General features: G+C 70.3%; 20 protein-coding genes. 5 read left to right on the plus strand and 15 right to left on the minus strand.

The window, feature by feature from the left end; genetic code table 11:
• Positions 1 to 6 precede the first annotated feature (6 nt).
• The gene (locus tag ACIBF8_RS06385) at positions 7 to 1,026 is read right to left on the minus strand and encodes a LacI family DNA-binding transcriptional regulator (protein WP_396781325.1); all 1,020 of its coding nucleotides are present in this window, start codon (positions 1,024 to 1,026) and stop codon (positions 7 to 9) included.
• Between the two features lie 90 nt (positions 1,027 to 1,116).
• Here ACIBF8_RS06385 and ACIBF8_RS06390 point away from each other — a divergent pair, with 90 nt between their 5' ends.
• Positions 1,117 to 3,582 (plus strand): glycoside hydrolase family 2 protein, encoded by a 2,466-nt coding sequence (locus tag ACIBF8_RS06390; protein ID WP_396781326.1) that lies wholly within the window; start codon positions 1,117 to 1,119, stop codon positions 3,580 to 3,582.
• A gap of 122 nt (positions 3,583 to 3,704) precedes the next feature.
• Here ACIBF8_RS06390 and ACIBF8_RS06395 read toward each other — a convergent pair whose 3' ends face one another.
• From ACIBF8_RS06395 to ACIBF8_RS06420, 6 genes are read right to left on the minus strand one after another with little or no spacing between them, the layout of a single operon-like run.
• Positions 3,705 to 4,448 carry a copper homeostasis protein CutC gene (locus ACIBF8_RS06395; protein WP_396781327.1) on the minus strand — a complete coding sequence of 248 codons (744 nt, stop codon included), beginning with the start codon at positions 4,446 to 4,448 and terminating at the stop codon, positions 3,705 to 3,707.
• A gap of 55 nt (positions 4,449 to 4,503) precedes the next feature.
• Positions 4,504 to 5,463 carry an asparaginase gene (locus ACIBF8_RS06400; RefSeq protein ID WP_396781328.1) on the minus strand — a complete coding sequence of 320 codons (960 nt, stop codon included), beginning with the start codon at positions 5,461 to 5,463 and terminating at the stop codon, positions 4,504 to 4,506.
• Positions 5,460 to 6,329: an amino acid ABC transporter permease gene (locus tag ACIBF8_RS06405; protein ID WP_396781329.1), complete on the minus strand. Its 870-nt coding sequence runs from the start codon at positions 6,327 to 6,329 to the stop codon at positions 5,460 to 5,462. The genes ACIBF8_RS06400 and ACIBF8_RS06405 overlap by 4 nt, the downstream gene beginning before the upstream one ends.
• Entirely contained in the window at positions 6,326 to 6,970 is a 645-nt protein-coding gene (locus ACIBF8_RS06410) for an amino acid ABC transporter permease (RefSeq protein WP_396781330.1), read from the minus strand. Before ACIBF8_RS06410 ends, ACIBF8_RS06405 begins: the two co-directional genes overlap by 4 nt.
• Before the next feature lie 16 nt (positions 6,971 to 6,986).
• Positions 6,987 to 7,955, minus strand: coding sequence for a glutamate ABC transporter substrate-binding protein (locus ACIBF8_RS06415; protein ID WP_396781331.1), 969 nt, complete (start codon positions 7,953 to 7,955; stop codon positions 6,987 to 6,989).
• Between the two features lie 19 nt (positions 7,956 to 7,974).
• Positions 7,975 to 8,703: an amino acid ABC transporter ATP-binding protein gene (locus tag ACIBF8_RS06420; RefSeq protein WP_396781752.1), complete on the minus strand. Its 729-nt coding sequence runs from the start codon at positions 8,701 to 8,703 to the stop codon at positions 7,975 to 7,977.
• A 162-nt stretch (positions 8,704 to 8,865) separates the two neighbouring features.
• On the opposite strand from ACIBF8_RS06420, the gene ACIBF8_RS06425 reads away from it, so the two are divergent.
• The gene (locus tag ACIBF8_RS06425; protein WP_396781333.1) at positions 8,866 to 10,044 is read left to right on the plus strand and encodes an ROK family transcriptional regulator; all 1,179 of its coding nucleotides are present in this window, start codon (positions 8,866 to 8,868) and stop codon (positions 10,042 to 10,044) included.
• A 353-nt stretch (positions 10,045 to 10,397) separates the two neighbouring features.
• On the opposite strand, the gene ACIBF8_RS06430 is transcribed toward ACIBF8_RS06425, so the two are convergent.
• The 7 genes from ACIBF8_RS06430 to ACIBF8_RS06460 all read right to left on the minus strand — a co-directional run bounded on the left by ACIBF8_RS06430 (position 10,398) and on the right by ACIBF8_RS06460 (position 14,492).
• Positions 10,398 to 11,225, minus strand: coding sequence for a hypothetical protein (locus tag ACIBF8_RS06430; RefSeq protein ID WP_396781334.1), 828 nt, complete (start codon positions 11,223 to 11,225; stop codon positions 10,398 to 10,400).
• Between the two features lie 404 nt (positions 11,226 to 11,629).
• Entirely contained in the window at positions 11,630 to 11,893 is a 264-nt protein-coding gene (locus ACIBF8_RS06435) for a hypothetical protein (RefSeq protein ID WP_396781335.1), read from the minus strand.
• Between the two features lie 91 nt (positions 11,894 to 11,984).
• Entirely contained in the window at positions 11,985 to 12,416 is a 432-nt protein-coding gene (locus ACIBF8_RS06440) for a hypothetical protein (RefSeq protein ID WP_396781336.1), read from the minus strand.
• Positions 12,364 to 13,074 (minus strand): hypothetical protein, encoded by a 711-nt coding sequence (locus tag ACIBF8_RS06445; RefSeq protein ID WP_396781337.1) that lies wholly within the window; start codon positions 13,072 to 13,074, stop codon positions 12,364 to 12,366. The genes ACIBF8_RS06440 and ACIBF8_RS06445 overlap by 53 nt, the downstream gene beginning before the upstream one ends.
• A complete protein-coding gene (locus ACIBF8_RS06450) occupies positions 13,071 to 13,331 on the minus strand; it encodes a hypothetical protein (RefSeq protein WP_396781338.1) in 261 nt (86 codons plus the stop codon). Before ACIBF8_RS06450 ends, ACIBF8_RS06445 begins: the two co-directional genes overlap by 4 nt.
• An 89-nt stretch (positions 13,332 to 13,420) precedes the next feature.
• On the minus strand, positions 13,421 to 13,615 hold the full coding sequence (locus ACIBF8_RS06455; protein ID WP_396781340.1) for a DUF397 domain-containing protein: 195 nt from the start codon (positions 13,613 to 13,615) through the stop codon (positions 13,421 to 13,423).
• Positions 13,608 to 14,492: a helix-turn-helix domain-containing protein gene (locus ACIBF8_RS06460; RefSeq protein WP_396781341.1), complete on the minus strand. Its 885-nt coding sequence runs from the start codon at positions 14,490 to 14,492 to the stop codon at positions 13,608 to 13,610. Before ACIBF8_RS06460 ends, ACIBF8_RS06455 begins: the two co-directional genes overlap by 8 nt.
• Positions 14,493 to 14,698: 206 nt before the next feature.
• Between ACIBF8_RS06460 and ACIBF8_RS06465 the strand changes: the two genes are divergently transcribed.
• From ACIBF8_RS06465 to ACIBF8_RS06475, 3 genes are read left to right on the plus strand one after another with little or no spacing between them, the layout of a single operon-like run.
• Positions 14,699 to 14,992 (plus strand): DivIVA domain-containing protein, encoded by a 294-nt coding sequence (locus tag ACIBF8_RS06465; RefSeq protein ID WP_396781342.1) that lies wholly within the window; start codon positions 14,699 to 14,701, stop codon positions 14,990 to 14,992.
• On the plus strand, positions 14,989 to 15,240 hold the full coding sequence (locus tag ACIBF8_RS06470; protein WP_396781343.1) for a hypothetical protein: 252 nt from the start codon (positions 14,989 to 14,991) through the stop codon (positions 15,238 to 15,240). The genes ACIBF8_RS06465 and ACIBF8_RS06470 overlap by 4 nt, the downstream gene beginning before the upstream one ends.
• Positions 15,241 to 15,278: 38 nt before the next feature.
• On the plus strand, positions 15,279 to 17,261 hold the full coding sequence (locus ACIBF8_RS06475; protein ID WP_396781344.1) for a hypothetical protein: 1,983 nt from the start codon (positions 15,279 to 15,281) through the stop codon (positions 17,259 to 17,261).
• A 39-nt stretch (positions 17,262 to 17,300) separates the two neighbouring features.
• On the opposite strand, the gene ilvD is transcribed toward ACIBF8_RS06475, so the two are convergent.
• On the minus strand, positions 17,301 to 19,148 hold the full coding sequence (gene ilvD, locus ACIBF8_RS06480) for a dihydroxy-acid dehydratase (protein WP_396781345.1): 1,848 nt from the start codon (positions 19,146 to 19,148) through the stop codon (positions 17,301 to 17,303).
• Positions 19,149 to 19,226 lie beyond the last annotated feature (78 nt).

Raw genomic sequence — 19,226 nt, forward strand, 5'->3', positions numbered from 1 at the left:
ACCGGTTCACCTCGCCCGGGGTGGTGCGGTGCTACCGCGCGGCGTGAGCCGGGGCGTCTCGTCCTGCACCCGGCCGGCGGGCTGCCCGGCGACGACGGCGAGCAGTTGCCGGGCCGCCTGCGCGCCGTACGCCGGGATGTCCCGGCCCAGCGCGGTCAGCGGCGGGTGCACCAGGCGGCACAGTGGTGAGTCGTCCCAGGCCACGATGGACAGATCGCCGGGCACGGTCAGCCCCATCTCCTGGGCGACGGAGAGCCCGGCGACGGCCATCACGTCGTTGTCGTAGATGACCGCGGTGGGCCGGTGGGCGGAACTGAGCAAACGTCGGGTGGCCCGACCGCCCTCCTCGCCGGTGTAGTCCGACCAGACGGTGACCGCGTCGACCAGGCCGAGCCGTTGGCAGACCGCCGCGAAGGCGTCGGTGCGGATCTCGGTGTGCCGCAGGTCGGGCAGGCCACCGACCCGGGCGATCCGTCGGTGCCCGAGCGCGACCAGGTATTCCACCGTCTCGGTCAACGCTGCGGCGTCGTCGGCCCAGAGACTCGCCAGGTCGCCGGTGCCGCCGGGGCCGCCGATCACCACCGCCGGCAGTTGCAGCTGTTCGAGGGCGGGGATGCGCCGATCGTCGGTGTGCAGGTCGCAGACGAGCACCCCGTCCACCCGCCGCTCGCCCCACCAGCGCCGGTAGACCGCGATCTCGGCGTCATGGTCGGCCACCACCTGCAGGGTCAGCGCGTACGAGCGGGCGGAGAGTTCGGCCTCGACGCCGCTGATCAGCGCCATGAAGAACGGCTCGACGCCGAGTGTCCGGGCCGGTCGGCACAGGGCCAGGCCGATCGCCCCGGCGGTGGCGGCGGAGAGGGCGCGGGCGGCGCTGCTCGGGCTGAACCCGATCTCGGTGGCGATGGCCAGGATGCGCTGCCGGGTGGCTTCGGAGACGCCGGGCTGCCCGTTCAGCGCGTACGACACGGCGCCCTTGGACACCCCGGCGCGTCGGGCCACGTCGGCGATGGTCGGCCGCTTCACCGGCGTGCTCCTTCGCTCGCTGGCCGTTGACAGTCTGGAATTCGGAACCGTACGGTGGCTCAGCTTATCCGGTTCAGTTCACGTCTTTCGATGCAGAGGTGCGGTGACATCGTGAGCCGACAGGCACTCTACGACGGTTGGACCCTGCGAGCCGCCCCCGGAGCGCAGGTGCCCGAGGAGATCGCCGGCCGGTCCGTGCCGGCGACCGTGCCCGGCTGCGTGCACACCGACCTGCTCGACGCCGGGCTGATCGAAGATCCCTACCTCGACGACAACGAGCGGGCCCTGGCCTGGATCGGGCGCACCGACTGGGTCTACCAGACGACCTTCGACCACCGGGCCGGCGACGACGAGCGCGTCGACCTGGTCTGCGCCGGCCTGGACACCGTCGCCACGCTCACCCTCAACGGCGTCGAGGTCGGCCGCACGGCGAACATGCACCGCGGCTACCGGTTCGACGTCCGACCGCTGCTGCGCGACGGGAACAACGACCTGGTCGTCACGTTCGAGTCCGCGTACCGCTACGCCGAGGCGCAGCAGGAGCGACTCGGCGACCGGCCCAACGCCTATCCGGAGCCGTTCCACTTCATCCGCAAGATGGCCTGCAACTTCGGCTGGGACTGGGGGCCGACCCTGGTCACCGCCGGTATCTGGCAGGAGATCGGCCTGCACGCCTGGTCGACCGCCCGGCTGGCCACCGTCCGTCCACTTGTCACCATGAACGGCCGCGACGGTCGGGTCGAGCTGCACGTCGAGGTCGAGCGGGTCGCGGACGTCCCGCTGACCGTCCGCGCCATCGTCGCCGGTGCCCGCGCCGACGTGGTCGTCCCGGCCGGGCAGCGCACGGCCGTGCTCACCCTCACCGTCCGCGACCCCGAGCTGTGGTGGCCCCGGGGGTACGGCGACCAGGTGCGCCACCCGATCGAGGTGACCCTGCACGCCCCCGACGGCGTCACCCTGGACAGCTGGTCGCATCGGATCGGCTTCCGCTCGCTGCGACTGGACACCACGCCCGACGAGCACGGCACCCCGTTCTCGCTGTCGGTCAACGACGTCCCCGTCTTCGTCCGCGGGGTCAACTGGATCCCGGACGACGCGTTCCCGACGCGGATCACCCGGGACCGGCTGGCCGAGCGGTTCGACCAGGCCATCGCGGCGAACGTCAACCTGCTCCGGGTCTGGGGCGGTGGCCGGTACGAGTCGGTCGACTTCTACGACCTCGCCGACGAGCGCGGGCTCCTCGTCCAGCAGGACTTCCTCTTCGCCTGCGCCGCCTACCCGGAGGAGGAACCGTTCGCCAGCGAGGTGGCCGCCGAGGCCGCCGAGCAGGTGACCCGACTCGCGCCGTACCCGTCGCTGGTGCTGTGGACCGGCAACAACGAGAACATCTGGGGCTGGCACGACTGGGACTGGCAGCAGGCCCTCGCCGGGCGCACCTGGGGACGCGGCTACTACCTCGACCTGCTGCCCCGGATCGTCGGCGAGCTGGACCCGACCCGCCCGTACTGGCCGGGCAGCCCCTGGTCGGGCAGCGAGGCGATCCACCCCAACGACCCGGCGCACGGCACCACCCACATCTGGGACGTGTGGAACACCGACGACTACACCAAGTACCGGGAGTACGTGCCGCGCTTCGTCGCCGAGTTCGGCTATCAGGCCCCACCGGCGTACGCCACGCTGCGCCGGGCGTTGAGCGACGAACCCCTGGCGCCCGACTCACCGGGCATGGCACACCACCAGAAGGCGGCCGGCGGTGACGCCAAGCTCCAGCGGGGCCTCGACGCGCACCTGCCCGCCCCGGCGGACTTCGACGACTGGCACTACCTGACGCAGCTCAACCAGGCCCGCGCGATCCAACTCGGCGTGGAGCACTTCCGCTCCCACCGGGACGTCTGCGCCGGCACCATCGTCTGGCAGCTCAACGACTGCTGGCCGGTCACCTCCTGGTCGGCCGTCGACGGCGACGGCCGCCGCAAACCCCTGTGGTACGCGCTGCGCCACGCGTACGCCGACCGTCTCCTCACCGTGCAACCCCGCGACGGCGGCTTGGCCCTGGTGGCGGTCAACGACGGTGGCACGCCCTGGCGGGCGTCGGCCTCGGTGACCCGGGTGACCGTCACCGGCGAGCCTCGGGCGAAGACGACGGTGCACCTCGACGTCCCCGCGTACTCCTCGGTGACGCTGGCGCTGCCGGCGGACCTGGCGCGCCCGGACGAGGGCTGCCGGGAGTTGCTGGTCGCGGAGGCCGGCGGCACCGCGGAGCGTGCGCTGTGGTTCTTCGCCGAGGACCGGGAGATGGACTGGCCGGCGGCGGCCTGGGACGCGACGGTCGAACCGGTCGACGGCGGGCGGCGGGTCCGGGTCACGGCCCGCACGGTGTTGCGCGACCTGACGCTCTTCCCGGACCGGCTGGACGCCTCTGCCACTGTGGACACGGCCCTGGTCACCCTGCTGCCCGGTGAGTCGACGACCTTCACCGTGCAGGCCGACGGGTTGCTGGAGCCGGCGGCCCTCACCGCTCGCCCGGTGCTGCGCTGCGTCAACGACATCGCCTGACGTCCCGTGATCGCGCTCGACCCAGGACGTAGTGGCCTCCTTGTCGCGGGAGGCCACTACGTCCATGTTCAAGCACGATCAACGCCCTGCGAGCACGATCATCGCGCCCGGAGCGCGAAAGGTCAGGCGCGGGCGGCGGCGAGCACCTGACCGACCAGGGCGCCGGAGGTGCCCGACCGCTCGTACTCGGGCCGGCTCAGGCTGCCACCCATCAGCGGTGCCGGGTTGCGGTGCACGGCCGGGCTGTCCGAGCTGACCAGGGCCGCGAAGTGGTACTCGTCGGCGCCGGTCGCCTCGACGATCCGGGTGATGTTGCGCGGGGTGATGCCGCCGCCCGGCATGATGACGATCCGCCCGGCGGCCCGGCGTACCAGGTCGGCGATGAGCGGAGCGCCCTCCAGCACGCTGACCTCCTGACCGGAGGTGAGCACCCGGTGTACGCCCAGCTCGATCAGCTGCTCCAACGCCGCGTACGGGTCACGGGTCATGTCGAACGCCCGGTGGAAGGTGATGCTGGCGTCGCCAGCGGCGGCGATCAGCCGGCGGGTGGTCGGCACGTCGACGTCGCCCTCGGCGGTCAACGCGCCGATCACGATGCCGTGCGCGCCGGCCGCCACCGCGGCCCGGATGTCCCGCTCCATCGCCTCGATCTCGTACGGCGAGTAGATGAAGTCACCGGCCCGGGGCCGGACGATGACGTGTACCCGGATCCCGTTGACGGCGCGCAGGGTCGTCTCGATGGTGCCCAGGCTGGGCGTCAACCCGCCGTCGAAGAGCGCCGAGCACAACTCCACCCGGTCGGCGCCGGCCTCCTCGGCGGCGACCGCCCCCTCGACGCTGTCGATGCAGATCTCGAATGTGTTCATGACTCTTCCTTTTCCGTGCGAGACGATGCCGCTTCGATCGAGGCGATGCCGTGGTTTAGTCGATGACGGCCGTGACGGCGCCGACCGGTACGCCGCCGCCGAGCACCGGCACCTGGCGCAGCGCGTCGGCCCCACCCACCGGTACGCCCACGGCGTCGAAGGCGGCGAGGGCGATGGCGGTGGTGGCCCGGGGCGAACCGTCGATCGCCTTCACCGCCACGGCGTGACCGTCCGGTGCGGCCACCGCGAGCACGCCCTCGGCCCCGCCCTTGGCGAGGACGCCCGGCAGCGCCCGCATCAGGTCGGTGTTCGGGTGCCCGTGCCAACCGCCGACGTACTCCGGGTGCTGGCGCATGGCCTGCGCGACCAGCGCCTCGTCGCTCCCGGCGGGCGCGGTGACCAGCGCCTGGAACGTGCGGGCCAGGCCGGTCAGTGGCAGGCCGAACAGTGGCGCACCGCAGCCGTCGACCGCGTGGTGCGCCACCGGCGTGCCGGCCAACCGAGCGACGGTGGCGGCGGTTTCCCGCTGGAGCGGGTGCTCCGGGTCGAGGTAGTCGGGTGTGCTCCAGGACCGGGCCACGCAGGCGACCAGCATCGCGGCGTGCTTGCCGGAGCAGTTCATCCGGATCCGGTCGCGGTGCCCGCCGGCACGGATCAGCCGGTCCCGGGTCGGCTCGTCCTCCGGCCAGTCCACCGGACAGCCGAGCGCGTCCTCGGCCAGGCCGGCCCCGGCCAGCATCGCCCGGACCACCTCGACGTGCCGGTCGTCGCCGGTGTGGCTGCCGGCGGCGAGGGCCAGCGCCGGGCCGGTCAGCGCGTCACCCGCCGCGACCCGGCAGGCCAGTGCCTGCACCGGCTTGAGGGTGGAGCGGGGGAGCACCGGCTCGTCGGGTACGCCCGCGGCCAGGGCGACCTTCCCGTCCGGGGCGAGCACCACGACGCTGCCGTAGTGGCGGCTCTCGACGAAGCCGTTGCGCACGACCCGGGCCAGCTCGGCGTAGCGGAGGTTGGTCACCGCGGGGTGTTCCCTTCGAGGAGCGGCGGGGGCAGGTCGGCGGTCCGCCGTCCGCGCCGGCCGCCAAAGCGGCCGTTGCGGGCCTGGAGCACGCGGGCGACCTTCGACAGCGAGGCGTTGACCACCAGGTAGATCAGCGCCACCACCAGGAACGTCTGGATCAGCAGGTGGGTGTACGACGACAGCACCTGCCCGCTGTAGAGCAGTTCGGTGTAGCTGACCACGAAGCCGAGCGAGGTGTCCTTGAGCAGCCCGACCAGCTGGCTGACCAGGGACGGGGCGAGTTGCAGCAGCGCCTGCGGCAGCACCACCAGCGCCATCACCTGGCCACGGCGCAGCCCGACCGCGAGGCCGGCCTCGGTCTGTCCACGGTCCAGCGCCAGGATGCCGGATCGGAAGATCTCCGCGAACGCCGCCGAGTTGGAGACCACCAGCGGCACCACGAGCTTCCAGAACAGCGGGAAGTTCAGCCCGTACTGCGGCAGGGCGAACAGCGTCACGTAGATCAGCAGCAGGGTGGGTACGGTCCGGAAAACCTCCACGTACGCGCCGGCCAGCCACCGCAGCGGTCGGTGCGTCGACAGCCGACCGAGCGCCAGGAGAAGTCCGAGCGCGGCGCTGAGCACGGCGGTCGCGGCGGCGGCGCGCACGGTGGCCCACAGGCCGGTGAGCAGGTACCGCCAGATCGGCCAGGTGGTGAACGGTTCCCACCGGGCGGCGGCCAGCTCGCCGTGGCTGGCGAACTGGCGCACCGCCACGACCAGGGCACCGGCGACGAGGACGGCGCCGACCACGGTGGCGATCCGGATCCGCCGTCGGGCGCGAGGGCCGGGCTCGTCGAAGAGGATCTGTTGGGCCTTGTTCATCGGACGATCGCCAACCTTCGTTCGAGCAGGCCGGTGACCTGACCGATGATCAACGCGAGCAGCATGTAGGCGAGGCCCGCGCCGGTGAAGACAGCGATCGGCTGAGCCTCGACGAGGTTCACGTTGTTGGCCGCCTGGGTCAGCTCGACCACGCCGACGGCGGCGGCCAGCGAGGTGTTCATCAGCAGCGCGATGCAGATGTTGCCGATCGGCTGGATCACCGCCCGCAGTCCCTGCGGCAGGATCACGTGCCGCAGGGACTGGCCGAAGGTGAGCCCGATGGCACGGGCCGCCTCGGCCTGGCCCACGCCGACCGTGTTGATGCCGGCCCGGATCGCCTCGGCCAGGTACGCGCCCTCGTACACGGCGATGACGATCGCGGCGGAGGTGAACAGCGGGAACGTGATGCCGATGGTGGGCAGCGCGAACACGAAGAGCACCAGGAGGGCCAGCAGCGGCAGGTTCTGGAACACCTCGACGTACGTGGTGCCGATGGCCCGCAGCAGCGGGACGGGGGCGATCCGCAGGGTGGCCACGACGATGCCGAGCAGCATCGCGCCGATAGTGGTCACGACGGTCAGTTCGACCGTCGTGACCAGGCCGTGGCCAAACTCGCTCAGGTGGCCGGTGAGGGCGTCCATCGGTACGAGCGGCTGCTCAGGAGCCGTCGGCGGAACCGAGGGCGGGCGGGGTGGGCGCCCCACCCTCGACCACCGAGCCGAGGGTGCCCTCCCAGACCTTCGCCCAGGTGCCGTCGGCCTGGATCTTCTTCAGCCAGTTGTTGACGAACTCCTTGAACTGCGTGTCCTCCCGGTTGAGGCCGATGCCGTACGCCTCCGTGGTGAACGGCTCGCCGACCACCTTCATCCCCGGGTTCGCCTTGGCGCCCGAGGCGAGCAGCGTGAAGTCCTGCACGTACGCGTCGCCGCGCTTCTGCAGCAGCGCCTGCAACGCCTGCGGGTCGGTGCCGAAGGCGATCTGCTTCGAGCCGGGCGCGGCGGAGGGCAGCGCCGTGACGGCGGGAGTGTTCGCCCCGACGATCACGGTCTTACCGGCGAGGTCCTTCACGCTCTTGATCGAGGTGTCGTCCTTGCGGACACCGACCGCCAGACCGGAGGTGAGGTACGGCCCGGCGAAGGCGACCTGGGTGGCCCGCTGCGGGGTGATCGTGTACGTCTGGAAGACCGCGTCGACCGACTTGGCCTGGAGCATGGCCTCCCGGGTCTGGGTGCCGATGGTCGTCGTCTTCACCTCGGGCTTGCCGATGATGTACTTCGCCAGCAGCTTCGCCATGTCGGCGTCGAAGCCCTCGATGGTGCCGCTGACCGGGTTCTGCTGGGAGAGCAGCGGCGCGTCCAGGGAACCGCCGACGCTCAGGTAACCGCGCTTGCGGATCGCCTCCATGGTGGAACCCGCCGGGATGTCCGCGTCGGTCGCGACCGGGGCGGCGTCGTACACCGACTGGGCGACCACGCCGTCGCCGCCCAGGCCGGGGTTGCCGGGCAGGGTCGGAGCGCCGCCGCCGCTGTCACCGCCGCAGCCGGCTGCGGAGAGGGTCACCGCGATCGCGGTGGCGGTGAGGGCGAGCGACCGCCGCCTGGTGAAGCTCATCGAGAAAATTGACATGACACCCTCCCGTTGGGGGCTAGTGCTGGAGGATCTTGGATAGGAAATCGCGGGCCCGCTCGGTGCGCGGAGCTGCGAAGAAGTCGTCGGGGGCGCCGGATTCGACGATCCGGCCGTCGTCCATGAAGACCACCCGGTCGGCGGCGCGACGGGCGAAGCCCATCTCGTGGGTCACCACGATCATGGTCATCCCCTCGGCGGCGAGGGAGACCATCACGTCGAGCACCTCGTTGACCATTTCCGGGTCGAGGGCCGAGGTCGGCTCGTCGAAGAGCAGCACCTTCGGCTGCATCGCCAGGGCTCGGGCGATCGCGGCCCGCTGCTGTTGCCCGCCGGAGAGCTGGGCCGGGTGGTGGTCCGCCTTGTCGGCGATGCCGACCCGCTCCAGCAGGGCCAACGCCTGCTGCCGCGCCTCTGGTCGGGGGATCCGGCGGACCCGGGTGGGGCCGAGGGTGACGTTGTCCAGCACCGTCTTGTGCCCGAAGAGGTTGAAGGACTGGAAGACCATGCCGACGTCGGCGCGCAGGCGGGCCAGTGCGCGGCCCTCGGCGGGCAGCGGCTCACCGTCGATCTCGATGCTGCCCTGCCCCGCGGTCTCCAGCCGGTTGAGGCAGCGGCACAGGGTCGACTTGCCGGAGCCGGAGGGCCCCACCACGACGACCACCTCGCCAGCGGCCACGGTGAGGTCGATGTCCTTGAGGACGTGCAGCGGACCGAACCACTTGTGCAGGCCGCGTACCGACACCATCGGTCGGTCCGGACCCGTCGTCTCCGGTGCCACCAGGCGCCCCACTTTCTTCGAGTACAAAACTAAGTCAGCTTCATATCGAACCAACAGCGCCATCTAAAGGTAGACAGGAAACGAAGTCAACCGGTTGCTTGAACAAACTGCGGGTGCTAAGAAGCTGACGTGACGATTGACGACGCGCCACGCGATGCCCTCCGGGGCGGCCCCCGGGAGCTGTTGCGCTGGGTGGCCACCGGAGCGGCCGTCAGTCGTGCCGACCTGTCCCGCCTCTCCGGGCTGTCCCCGTCGACGGTCTCCCAGCGGGTCGAGGCGTTGATCAGCCAGGGGTTGCTGGAGGAGACCGGCGCCGGGCGGTCCCGAGGTGGGCGACGGCCCCGCCAACTCGCCGTGCCCACCGGCGGTGCCGTGGTCGGCGCCATCGACCTCGGCGCCCACCACGCCCGCGTCGGCACCCTGGATCTCTCCGGGCGGGTGGTCCAGGCCCGCACCCTGCCGGTCCGCATCGAGGACGGCCCGGAGGCGGTGCTTGGTGCGCTGCTGACCGAGGTCGCCGCGCTGGTGCACCACGATCCGGCCGCGTCGGCCGGCGGCTCGACGGCGGGTGCGCTTCGCGGCATCGGCATCGGCATCCCCGGCCCGGTGCAGCACGCCACCGGACGAGTCGTCAGCCCCTCACGGATGCCTGGCTGGAACGGCTTCGACGTCGCCGCGTTCTGCGCCGGTCGGGTCGACGTGCCGGTCATCGTGGACAACGACGCCAACCTCATGGCGCTCGGTGCGCACCGCACCGCGCACCCCGAGCTCGACCACGCCGTCTATATCAAGGCCGGCACCGGGATCGGCTCCGGTGTGATCTCCAGTGGACGGTTGCACCGAGGTGCCCAGGGATCGGCCGGGGACATCAGCCACTGCCGGGTGGTCGCCGATCCCGCTCCACCCTGCACCTGCGGTAACTCCGGTTGTCTGGAGGCCGTGGCCAGCGGCGCCGCCCTGGTCACCGCGCTCCGTGGCCAGGGCGTACCGGTCTCCGACCTGACCGGTGTGATCCGCCTGATCGACGACGGGGACCGGCAGGCCACCGCCCTCGCCCGGCAGGCCGGCCGTGCCGTCGGCGAGATCCTGGCCGTGGTGGTCAACTTCTTCAACCCGCAGGTGGTGGCCATCGGCGGTCGGCTCGCCGACTGTGAGCCGTTGCTGGCCAGCATGCGGGCCACCCTCTACGAGCGGTGCCTGCCGCTGGCCACCCAGACCCTGCTCATCGAGCGGGTCGCCGCCGGGCAGGACGTCGGCATCACCGGCGCCGCCCACCTGGTGATCGACCACGTCGTAGCCGCCGGCTGAGCTCGCCGAAACGGGCTGTGATGGTTACGCAAGGTGACCCAGTCTGAGGTACGAAGGCGGAAATAACACGCTCTTTCTCGTTTCTTGCCGCAGATGGTCTTGAGAATTCCTTGCCTACAGTCACGTAGCCTCCCGGTGTTCCTTCACTGGTCTGTGATCGTTCCTGGAGGTTTCGACGTGTGGATCAACATCAGTGGACCGTGGGCACCGTCCTGACCTGGCCCCGTACGGGCGTTGATCAACCCGACATCGGCGACCTCGTGGGGATCATTGCTGACCGGACGGGGTCTGGTGGCACGGGAAACGAACGGGCGGGCCCGGCACGATGCCGAGCCCGCCCGAGCACGGAGTGATCAGCTAGCGGTGGTCAGGCCCTCGAGCATCTCGGCGAGGTCGGTGGTCTCCGCCGCCAGCGGCGTCTCGACGGTCACCGCCTTGCCGTAGTCGGTGTAGTCGATCGCCATGTCACCCATCTTGCCCATGACCATGCCCGCCCGACGCGGCCGGTACTGCTCGTCGACCCACAGGTCGATCTTTAACTCCTTGACGCCCTGCGCGGTCAGCGCCTGCTCGGTGGCGTTCCGGTGCATGGCGTCGACCTGCGCGAGGTAGGTCGCCACCGGGGTGGTGACGGTGTAGTGGACGGTTGGCACCCCGTTCACCGTCTCCTGCCCCACTACCGTCGTCCCCTCGATGGCGAGCAGCGTCTTGACCTGCTTGATCGGGTCCATGTCCTCGAACTGCTTGGCGAAGTTCGTGCCCGTCATCTCGCCCAGGCCGGTCATGTCCATCTTCATCCAGCGCTTCCCGCCCGTAGCCTTGCGGCCCTCCGCTGGGATCTCGGCGTAGATCACGGCACCGATCATCCGGACGGTGGTCGTGCCCTTCGCGTTGGTCATCGTCATCTCGGCCTTGAGCGGGTCACCACCCAGGGTCAGGGCGCCCTGCATCGAGATCTTCTCGCCGCCCATGGTGCCCGTCATCGTCAGGGTCACCGAGTCGGTCTTGTCGGTGGTGTCGACCGTCTTCTGCAGCGACCCCTTGAGATCACTGGCCAGCAACTCCAGAACGCTGGGCTGCTTCGGCGCCTCGGAGGAGCCGGACGTCACGCCGCACGCGGAGACAACGAACGCGGTGAACGCCGAGACCGCCACCACAGCGGGCTTCTTCCAAAGTGACACGTACACGCCTTCCCCCGTAGGAATCTGGGGCTATCCCCAGTAGACCGACGACACGCTAGCCCACCCGGTCGATCCGGGGCACCGTCTTTGTAGACCTGCCGTCTGCGCCCGTGCCCACGTTCCGGGCACCTCGATGTCCCACGACGGCTGTCCGGTCCTTCCGGCATCAAATCTCCAAATCTTGGACAGTTTCCGTTATCAGGTAACGGAAACTGTCCAAGATTTCGACATAGTTGACGGGGGCCGCATTCGGCCGCGCTGGACCGAGGACCAGCCGGACCGCACCAGGATCGATGTGGCCGGCTGCTCCACCTGGGGGCGGTCAACCGGCGTACCGTCCACTGCATCCATGGTGGTGCGGAGAGTCGCCTTGGCTTCGCCGACGCTCATCGAGGGTATTGCGCTCAGCCGAGGATGCTGATGTAGCGGCGTGCTGCCTCCGCACTGCCCTGCACAAGGACCATGGCTTCGGCCAGGCGCTGCTTGCTCTGTTCGCCTCGGGCGATGGCTTCGGCGATCGTCGGATGGCCGGTGCCGGCGGCGATAGCGCGCAGCCGGGTCAGCATCTGTTCGGTGTTGTCGGCCGCGGCCCGGATCTGGCTGATCGTGGCGTTGCCTTGCTCGGCCGCCTGCATCAGCGCCGCCTTGACTTCCTCGATGCTGGCCATGCCGCCTCCGTCTGACGATCGCGCAACGAGTTCACGTTTGCGTGGTCGGACGGACACTATCTGAGATGAAGGCGGTACGCAGCCCCGCTGATTACATGTACTCGGCAGCCGTCTGCTCCACGTCGGCGATGAACTCCTCCAACTGCGCCTCGTTGGGATCGCGGTCCTGAAGCAGCTTGCCGAGGATCACGATCTGCATCTGGAGGGCCGTTTCGGGGCTGAGATTGTCGATGAGCCCGACCTCACCGAGGGCCGCGCGGACGAGCCCTTCCATCTCCAGCGTGGGCAGCGACTCCGCGCCGCGGAACTGGTCGCGGGTTTCGGCTACGAACCGGGCGACCTCAGTGGGGGAGTGGCTGGCGGCGAAGCGGTCGTTGACCGCGATGGCGAACGCCGCGCCGATCACCTGGTTACCGCCCTGCCAGCCGGAATTCTCCAACCCATCCAGAATCTGGTCCACCGTGCCCCAGTCACGCCGTGCCATCGCCCGGATCAGGTCGCTGAACTCGGTCCGTACGCTCACGATCTCGTAACCTCGCTATCCCCTTGCGGATGGTCTGGACAGAGCGGTGGAGGGCGACGCTCGCCACCAACCCCACGACGACGAGATGCCCCGCCGCGTCCGGTGCCTCGTTCAGTAGACGCTGACCCACGGTAGAGCCGACCGCTGGCGTTGTGGTGCCGGCTTGCTGAGCCCCTGCCGGACCTTGTGGACCTCGAACAATCTCGAACGCTTCCCTGGCCGCCGCCACGGACTTCTGGGTGTTGTCCTGGAGATCCTCGGCCTTCCTGGTCATCGTACTCAGGAAGGAAGCGACGTTTCTCCGTGCGGATTCGCGTTCCACGGCCTCGGTGAGCAGATCCTCGCCGGACGGCGTGGCCGAATCGATCGGCCGCTGGGTCGGTGCGGAGCCGGGAGCGACCGCGTTGGAGTAGGCGCCGACCTGGTCGGCCGCCTCGCTGATCAGGCGGGCGAGTTTGCCGGCCTTCTCGGCAGCAGTTCTGCTCTCTGTCAGTGCGCCGATGAGCTGCGGATGGTTGCTGCCCCGAGCCGCCTGGCTGTAGTACGCCAGAGCTTCTTCCGCGTCAGCCTGTGCGCGCGTCGCGATAACTGCGGCGCTGCGGAGGGTGTCGATGGCACTGCGCAGTTGAGCGACGACCTCGCCGAGGCTTCCGCTCATCCGATGGCGGCGAGGTAGGCGGCGGCATGTTCCTTGGCGGCCGTGATGCGGCGAAGCACCAGCTCGACCTCGTCCGTAGATTCACGAAGTGCTTCACGGGACCGTTGCGCCTCGCCGCGGTCGCTGTCGTGCAGGGTGGCGAGTGCCAGTGCGGACGCGTCGGCGAGCTTGGCGCTGGCCTTCTCAATGCTCATCCGGGCCTTGTCGAGCGCTTGATCACCCTTCCGGATGGTCACCTTGACATCGCCGATGGTCACTGTCGCACGTTAGCGAACCCTGCTACACAGCGCAGCCCCGAAGGTGGGTGGGTGGGTGTCCGGGCGACTCCCGAGACACCCACCGAAGCTCAGCGGATGGTGGCGGTCGCTTGGACGAACGTGGCCCAGGCGACGGGAGCGAAGGTGAGGGCCGGACCGTGCGGGTCTTTGCTGTCGCGTACGGCGACGACGCCAGGCAGGTTGGCGGCGACTTCGACGCACTCGCCGCCGTTGCCCGCGCTGCGGGTGCTCTTACGCCACTGGGCGGCGGTCAGGTCAACCATTGTGAACCTCTCCGATGATCTTATTGATCAGTTGGAACGATTGTCCCTCATCGAGGGCGAGTGACAGCAAGCTCAACCAGACCTTCTCGTAGGTCGCGAACTCGTGGGGACGGTCGAGGTAGAGGGCACCGGTGATCGCCTCGCTGTAAACCAACGGAGGCTCAGGGGTGGTTCGATTCCCGAGCGGAAATTCAAGAAGCACGAACTCGCCCGCAACGGTGCCGTGATGCGGTCCGGCGACCAAGGGCAACACGCGAATCGAGATGTTCGGCAGGCGAGTCAGCCGTAGCAGGTTGTGGAGTTGATCCGCCATGATCTCGGGGCTGCCGACCGGTCGGAGTAGCACCGACTCGCAGAGCACCACCTGCACCTGCGGTGCTCGCGGCAGGCGGCGGGTCAGCAGGGACTGGCGTTGTAGCCGAAGCTCGACCGCTCGTTCCCGGTCGTCCTCGCCCATGTCGGGCTGGTCGATGCGGTAGATGCCCCGGGCGTAGTCGCTGCTCTGGAGGATGCCGGGCACGAGGCTGTTCTTGTAGAAGCGGAGCTTCGACGCGGCGGATTCCAGGCCCACGTACAGCTCGAACCATTCGGGGACGGCGTCGCCGTACGCGTGCCACCAGCCCTTCGCTTTCGTCTCGCCAGCCAGGGAGATGAGCGCCCGGGTCAGCTCGCCCTTCGCCCCATATAGCTCGCACATCGCTCGGACGTCGACGCCGCGCACCGAGCCGAGCCCGCTCTCGATCCGCCACACCTTCTGGCGGCTGCACTCCAGCGCTTCGGCGACCGCGTCGAGGGTCGCGCCCGCCTCGGTGCGCAGGTCACGTAACGCCCTACCGAGCTGGCGTCGGGGCACCGTCGAGCCCATGTCATCGGCCACCCGGCTCTCCTTCCTGTTGGATTTTGCAACATTCCGCCAGCCGTTCTGCAACAGGGGAAGGTTGCCCAAAAATCGCGGAACAGTGTGAGTCGACATTCATTGCGATGGTGCTTCCGACCTTACAAGATTGGTCCGACAACGCCTATGGGCGCGCAATTCCCGCGTCGGCGAGGGTCGAATAATTCGAGGAAGGATGGTGCTGCTTCGTGCGCGCGTTTCTCCGTCATCTCAGGGCCGAGCCACCCCGGCCGGCGTCCTACCGAGCCGCCAACTACGTCCCCCTGAAGCCCTGGCAGGTCCGCGAGCGTCGGTTCACCCGGCGCGGCCGGCGTGGCGTGGACGCCGCAGAGGTCGCCGAGTTCCTTGGCCAGGTCGCCGACGACCTGGCCGAGGTGTACGCGGCGTTGGGCAGCAGCCGGCGGGAGACCGAGCGGATCAAGGATGCGCTGAGATGCTGGCAGTCCGAGCGGACCCGCGAGGATCTGGCGGCCCGCTGGTGAGCGCCCGCTGGGTGGCGCACCTGCCGTTCACCGCCGCCGACCTGCCGGCCGCCCAGAACTTCGCCGGCACCCTGGCCCGCTCGCTGAGCTTTCTGTCCGAGGTGGACGCGGGCGAGACCACGGTGTCCGCAGAGGACTCGCAGGACGTACGCCATCGGGTGTTCTGCGACCTGCCCCTCGACGGCGGTCGGCGGTGCGTGCGGCGGGTGGAACACGACGGTGACTGCGCGGCCCGGCGGTGTCGGTGACCGCCGTGCCCGTCGTAGTCTGCCCGGACTGCGATGGGATGACGTTCACGCTGGAGCCGTGCCGGTGCACCAGCTACGGCGACCGGTTCCTCGCCGACGCCGACGTGCTCGGGCCGCGCCGGGAGGCGTACCGGAGCTGCGAGCAGTGCCGCGGCACGGGCCGCGTCGCGTACCCCTGTCATCGCTGTGGCCGGCGCGGCCGGCGGCGGGCGCAACTCGTGGTCACCGTCGCCAACCTGGACACCGGCGCGGTCGCGTCCCACCAGGTCGTGCCCGGCGGCCTCGACCCCCACCCCGACCCGGCGGGCCACTGGGTGGTCGACCTTTCTTCTCGGGTACGCGAACTCGCCGCCACTGTCGGCGCGGTCGTCGCTGACACCGACGAGCCGTCGCTGTGGCTGTCGAAGCAGTGGCGGCCTGATCTGCCTGCCGCGCAGCGGCACGAGTTGGAGGCCCAGGCCATCGTGCGGGCCGATCACACCCCGTGGCGGTTGGTGCTGGGCCAGTCCACCGCCGTGCCCTCGGTCGACTCGGCCGCCCGGCTGGCAAGGCTCTGCGCCGTGGCCGACCTGTTGCTGCTCGACCTGGTCGTCGAGGCCCGCAGGCAGGGCGCGGGGTTCGGCTGGACCATCCGATACGAGGTGCCTGGCTCCCCGGTGCCGTCCGGCGCGTCCGGCTGGTGTCTGGACCTGCCGGAGGCGGTGATCCGCACCGACGCCACCGCCGCACTCAACGGTCTCGCCGAGCGGGGCCTGAACGTCCCCGCCCGGCTGATGCGCCCCGACTCGCCGCGCTCACCCGTCACGCCGAGCGTGGACGTCGACCAGCTCGAACGGCGTATCCTCGCCGACTGCGTCGATACGGCCGACGGCGACGAACTGCCCGGCGCGCAGGCCCTGTGGCGCGACGGTCGCTGGTGGCACACGACGCTGCGTGCGGGTGAGCCGGTGGAGATCCTCACCGAGCAGCCCACCGGTCAAGTGGTCCGCCGGGTGCAGGTGCCGGTGACCCGCGGCTACGAGCCGTCCGACCCGCCCTGGCTGGGTGAACCGGTGGACTGGCGGTCCTGCCCGGACTGCCGGCCCGGCAGCCGGCTGCGCGTCTGCGACTGTCGGCTCGGCGGTCGCGCTGCCGACCTGGACTGCCCGCACTGCTCCGGTGCTGGCCTGCGCCCGTCCGCGCTGCACTGCTTCACCTGCGGGGACACCCACCGTCTGCTTCGGACCGTGTCGGTCACCATCACCGACCTGCGCCACCGGGTGGTGCATCTGGCGTGGCAGGCCGGTACGCCGGAAGTCCCCCCGCTGGTCGCCACCCAGCCCAACGGTCGGCCGGTCGTGCAGCTACCAGAGCGTTACCGACTCGGCTCCTGGGCGGCCGTCCTCGGCGCACGGCCGGACGACCTCGCCGACGCCGACGGCGGGCACCCGATCAGCAAGGACCTGCGCGACGGGTACGTCACGCTGCCGTGGGCCGGGGCGGACCCGGTTGGGGAGTACGTACGCGACGCCAGTCGTGGCACGGCCGCCGGTCGGCTGATCGTGGTGGCGGCGCCACCCGCCGCGCCGCCGCTGCCCGAACTGCTGCGGCTCGCCCTCGGCCTCGACCTGGCCCTCGTGGTGGGCGTGTGCGACAGGCGGCACAACGCCGACGACCCGCTGCTCGCCGACGGACTGAGCTGGTCGGTCGAGGTCAAGCCGCGCGACGCGCCCGTCGGTCCCGACGACTTTCCCCACCGGCCGAGTCTGGCCGCCGCGCTCGCCTGGTGCGTCGAGCGCCTGACCGACGCCGTCGCCGGGGCCGCCCCGACCGATCCGACAGCGCCGATACCGGTGCCCTGCTCGGGGTCGCGTGAGGTCGTCGACCCCGAGCAGGACCTGTTGCGCCTGGCGGCCCGGCACGCCGGGCAGGTGGTCACCGTTCGCTTCACCCGCGCTGGCTGCACGGTGCACCGACACGACGACGACGGCGTACGCCTGCTCGCCGATGTTCCCGACCTGCGCGACGTCCCGATGGACTGAAGGTTCGCGGGCCGGCGGTGTGGTCAGAAGAGCGGGTGGCTACTCCGGGACGCGGCGGTAGGCGCCGTCGCTAGCGGAGGTGGCCATCGAGGCGTACGCGCGCAGCGCCGCGGACACCGGGCGCTGCCGGTCGGTCGGGGTGTACGGCTTGTCGCGCTTCTCCTCGGCCACCCGTCGCGCTTCCAACTCCTCGGCGGGCACGTTCAGCTCGATGGACCGGCTCGGGATGTCGATGACGATCTCGTCGCCGTCGCGGACCAGCGCGATCAGCCCACCGGAGGCCGCCTCGGGGGAGACGTGCCCGATGGAGAGCCCGGAGGTGCCGCCGGAGAACCGGCCGTCGGTGAGCAGCGCGCAGGAGCGGCCCAGACCCCGTCCCTTCAGGAACGAGGTGGGGTAGAGCATCTCCTGCATGCCGGGGCCGCCCTTGGGCCCCTCGTACCGGATCACCACCACGTCCCCGGCGACCACCTGCTTGGCGAGGATCGCGGTCACCGCGTCGTCCTGCGACTCGTAGACCTTCGCCGGGCCGCGGAAGGTCAGGCAGTCGTCCGGCACGCCGGCGGTCTTCACCACGCTGCCGTCCGGCGCCAGGTTGCCGTGCAGGATGGCCAACCCGCCGTCGGCGGAGTACGCGTGCTCGCGGTCCCGGATGCAGCCGCCGGCCGCGTCGGTGTCCAGCGTCGACCACCGGTTGGTGGTGGAGAACGGCTCGACGGTACGCACCCCACCGGGCGCCGCGTGGAACAGCTCAACGGCCTTCGGGGTCGGGGAGCCGCCGCGCACGTCCCAGTCGGTGAGCCACTGCGCCAGCGAGGGGGAGTGCACCGCGTGCACGTCCCGGTTGAGCTGCCCGGCCCGGTCCAGTTCGCCGAGGATCGCGGGGATGCCGCCGGCCCGGTGCACGTCTTCCATGTGGTAGTTCGGCGAGTTCGGCGCGACCTTGGCCAGGCACGGCACCCGCCGGGAGATCGCGTCGATGTCGGTGACGCCGAAGTCCATCTCCGCCTCGCGGGCGGCGGCGAGCAGGTGCAGCACCGTGTTGGTGGAGCCGCCCATCGCCACGTCCAGGGCGACCGCGTTCTCGAAGGCGGCCTTGGAGGCGACCGTGCGCGGCAGCACCGAGTCGTCGTCGCCGTCGTACCACCGCTTGGCGATCTCCACGACGGTCCGGCCGGCCTCGACGAAGAGCGACCGGCGCGCGGCGTGGGTGGCCAGCGTCGACCCGTTGCCGGGCAGCGCGAGCCCGATCGCCTCGGTGAGGCAGTTCATCGAGTTGGCGGTGAACATGCCGGAGCAGGAGCCGCAGGTCGGGCAGGCGGAGCGTTCGATCTCACCGAGCTGCTCGTCGGTGACCGCCTCGTTCGAGGAGGCGATCATCGCGTCGATCAGGTCGATCTTGCTGTGCACGACGCCCTCGATCGCCATCGTCTTGCCGGCCTCCATCGGGCCGCCGGAGACGAAGACGGTCGGGATGTTGAGTCGCAGCGCGGCCAGCAGCATCCCGGGCGTGATCTTGTCGCAGTTGGAGATGCAGACCAGGGCGTCCGCACAGTGCGCGTTGACCATGTATTCGACCGCGTCGGCGATCAGCTCACGGCTGGGCAGCGAGTAGAGCATGCCGCCGTGGCCCATCGCGATGCCGTCGTCGACCGCGATGGTGTTGAACTCCCGGCCCACCCCGCCGGCCTCGGCGACCGCGTCGGCGACCAGGCCACCCATGTCCTTGAGGTGTACGTGACCAGGCACGAACTGGGTGAAACTGTTGGCGATGGCGACGATCGGCTTGCCGAAATCGTCGTCGGTCATCCCGGTGGCCCGCCAGAGGGCCCGGGCGCCGGCCATCGTCCGACCGTGTGTGGAGGTCCTCGACCGCAGCTCAGGCATACCTACCAGCATGACACCGTTGCCGCGCCGGCCCACCCGGGTAGGGCCTGTGTCCCAACAGATGCACACTCGACCCCC

This window comes from Micromonospora sp. NPDC050276, from assembly GCF_044459545.1.
Taxonomy (GTDB): Bacteria; Actinomycetota; Actinomycetes; order Mycobacteriales; family Micromonosporaceae; genus Micromonospora.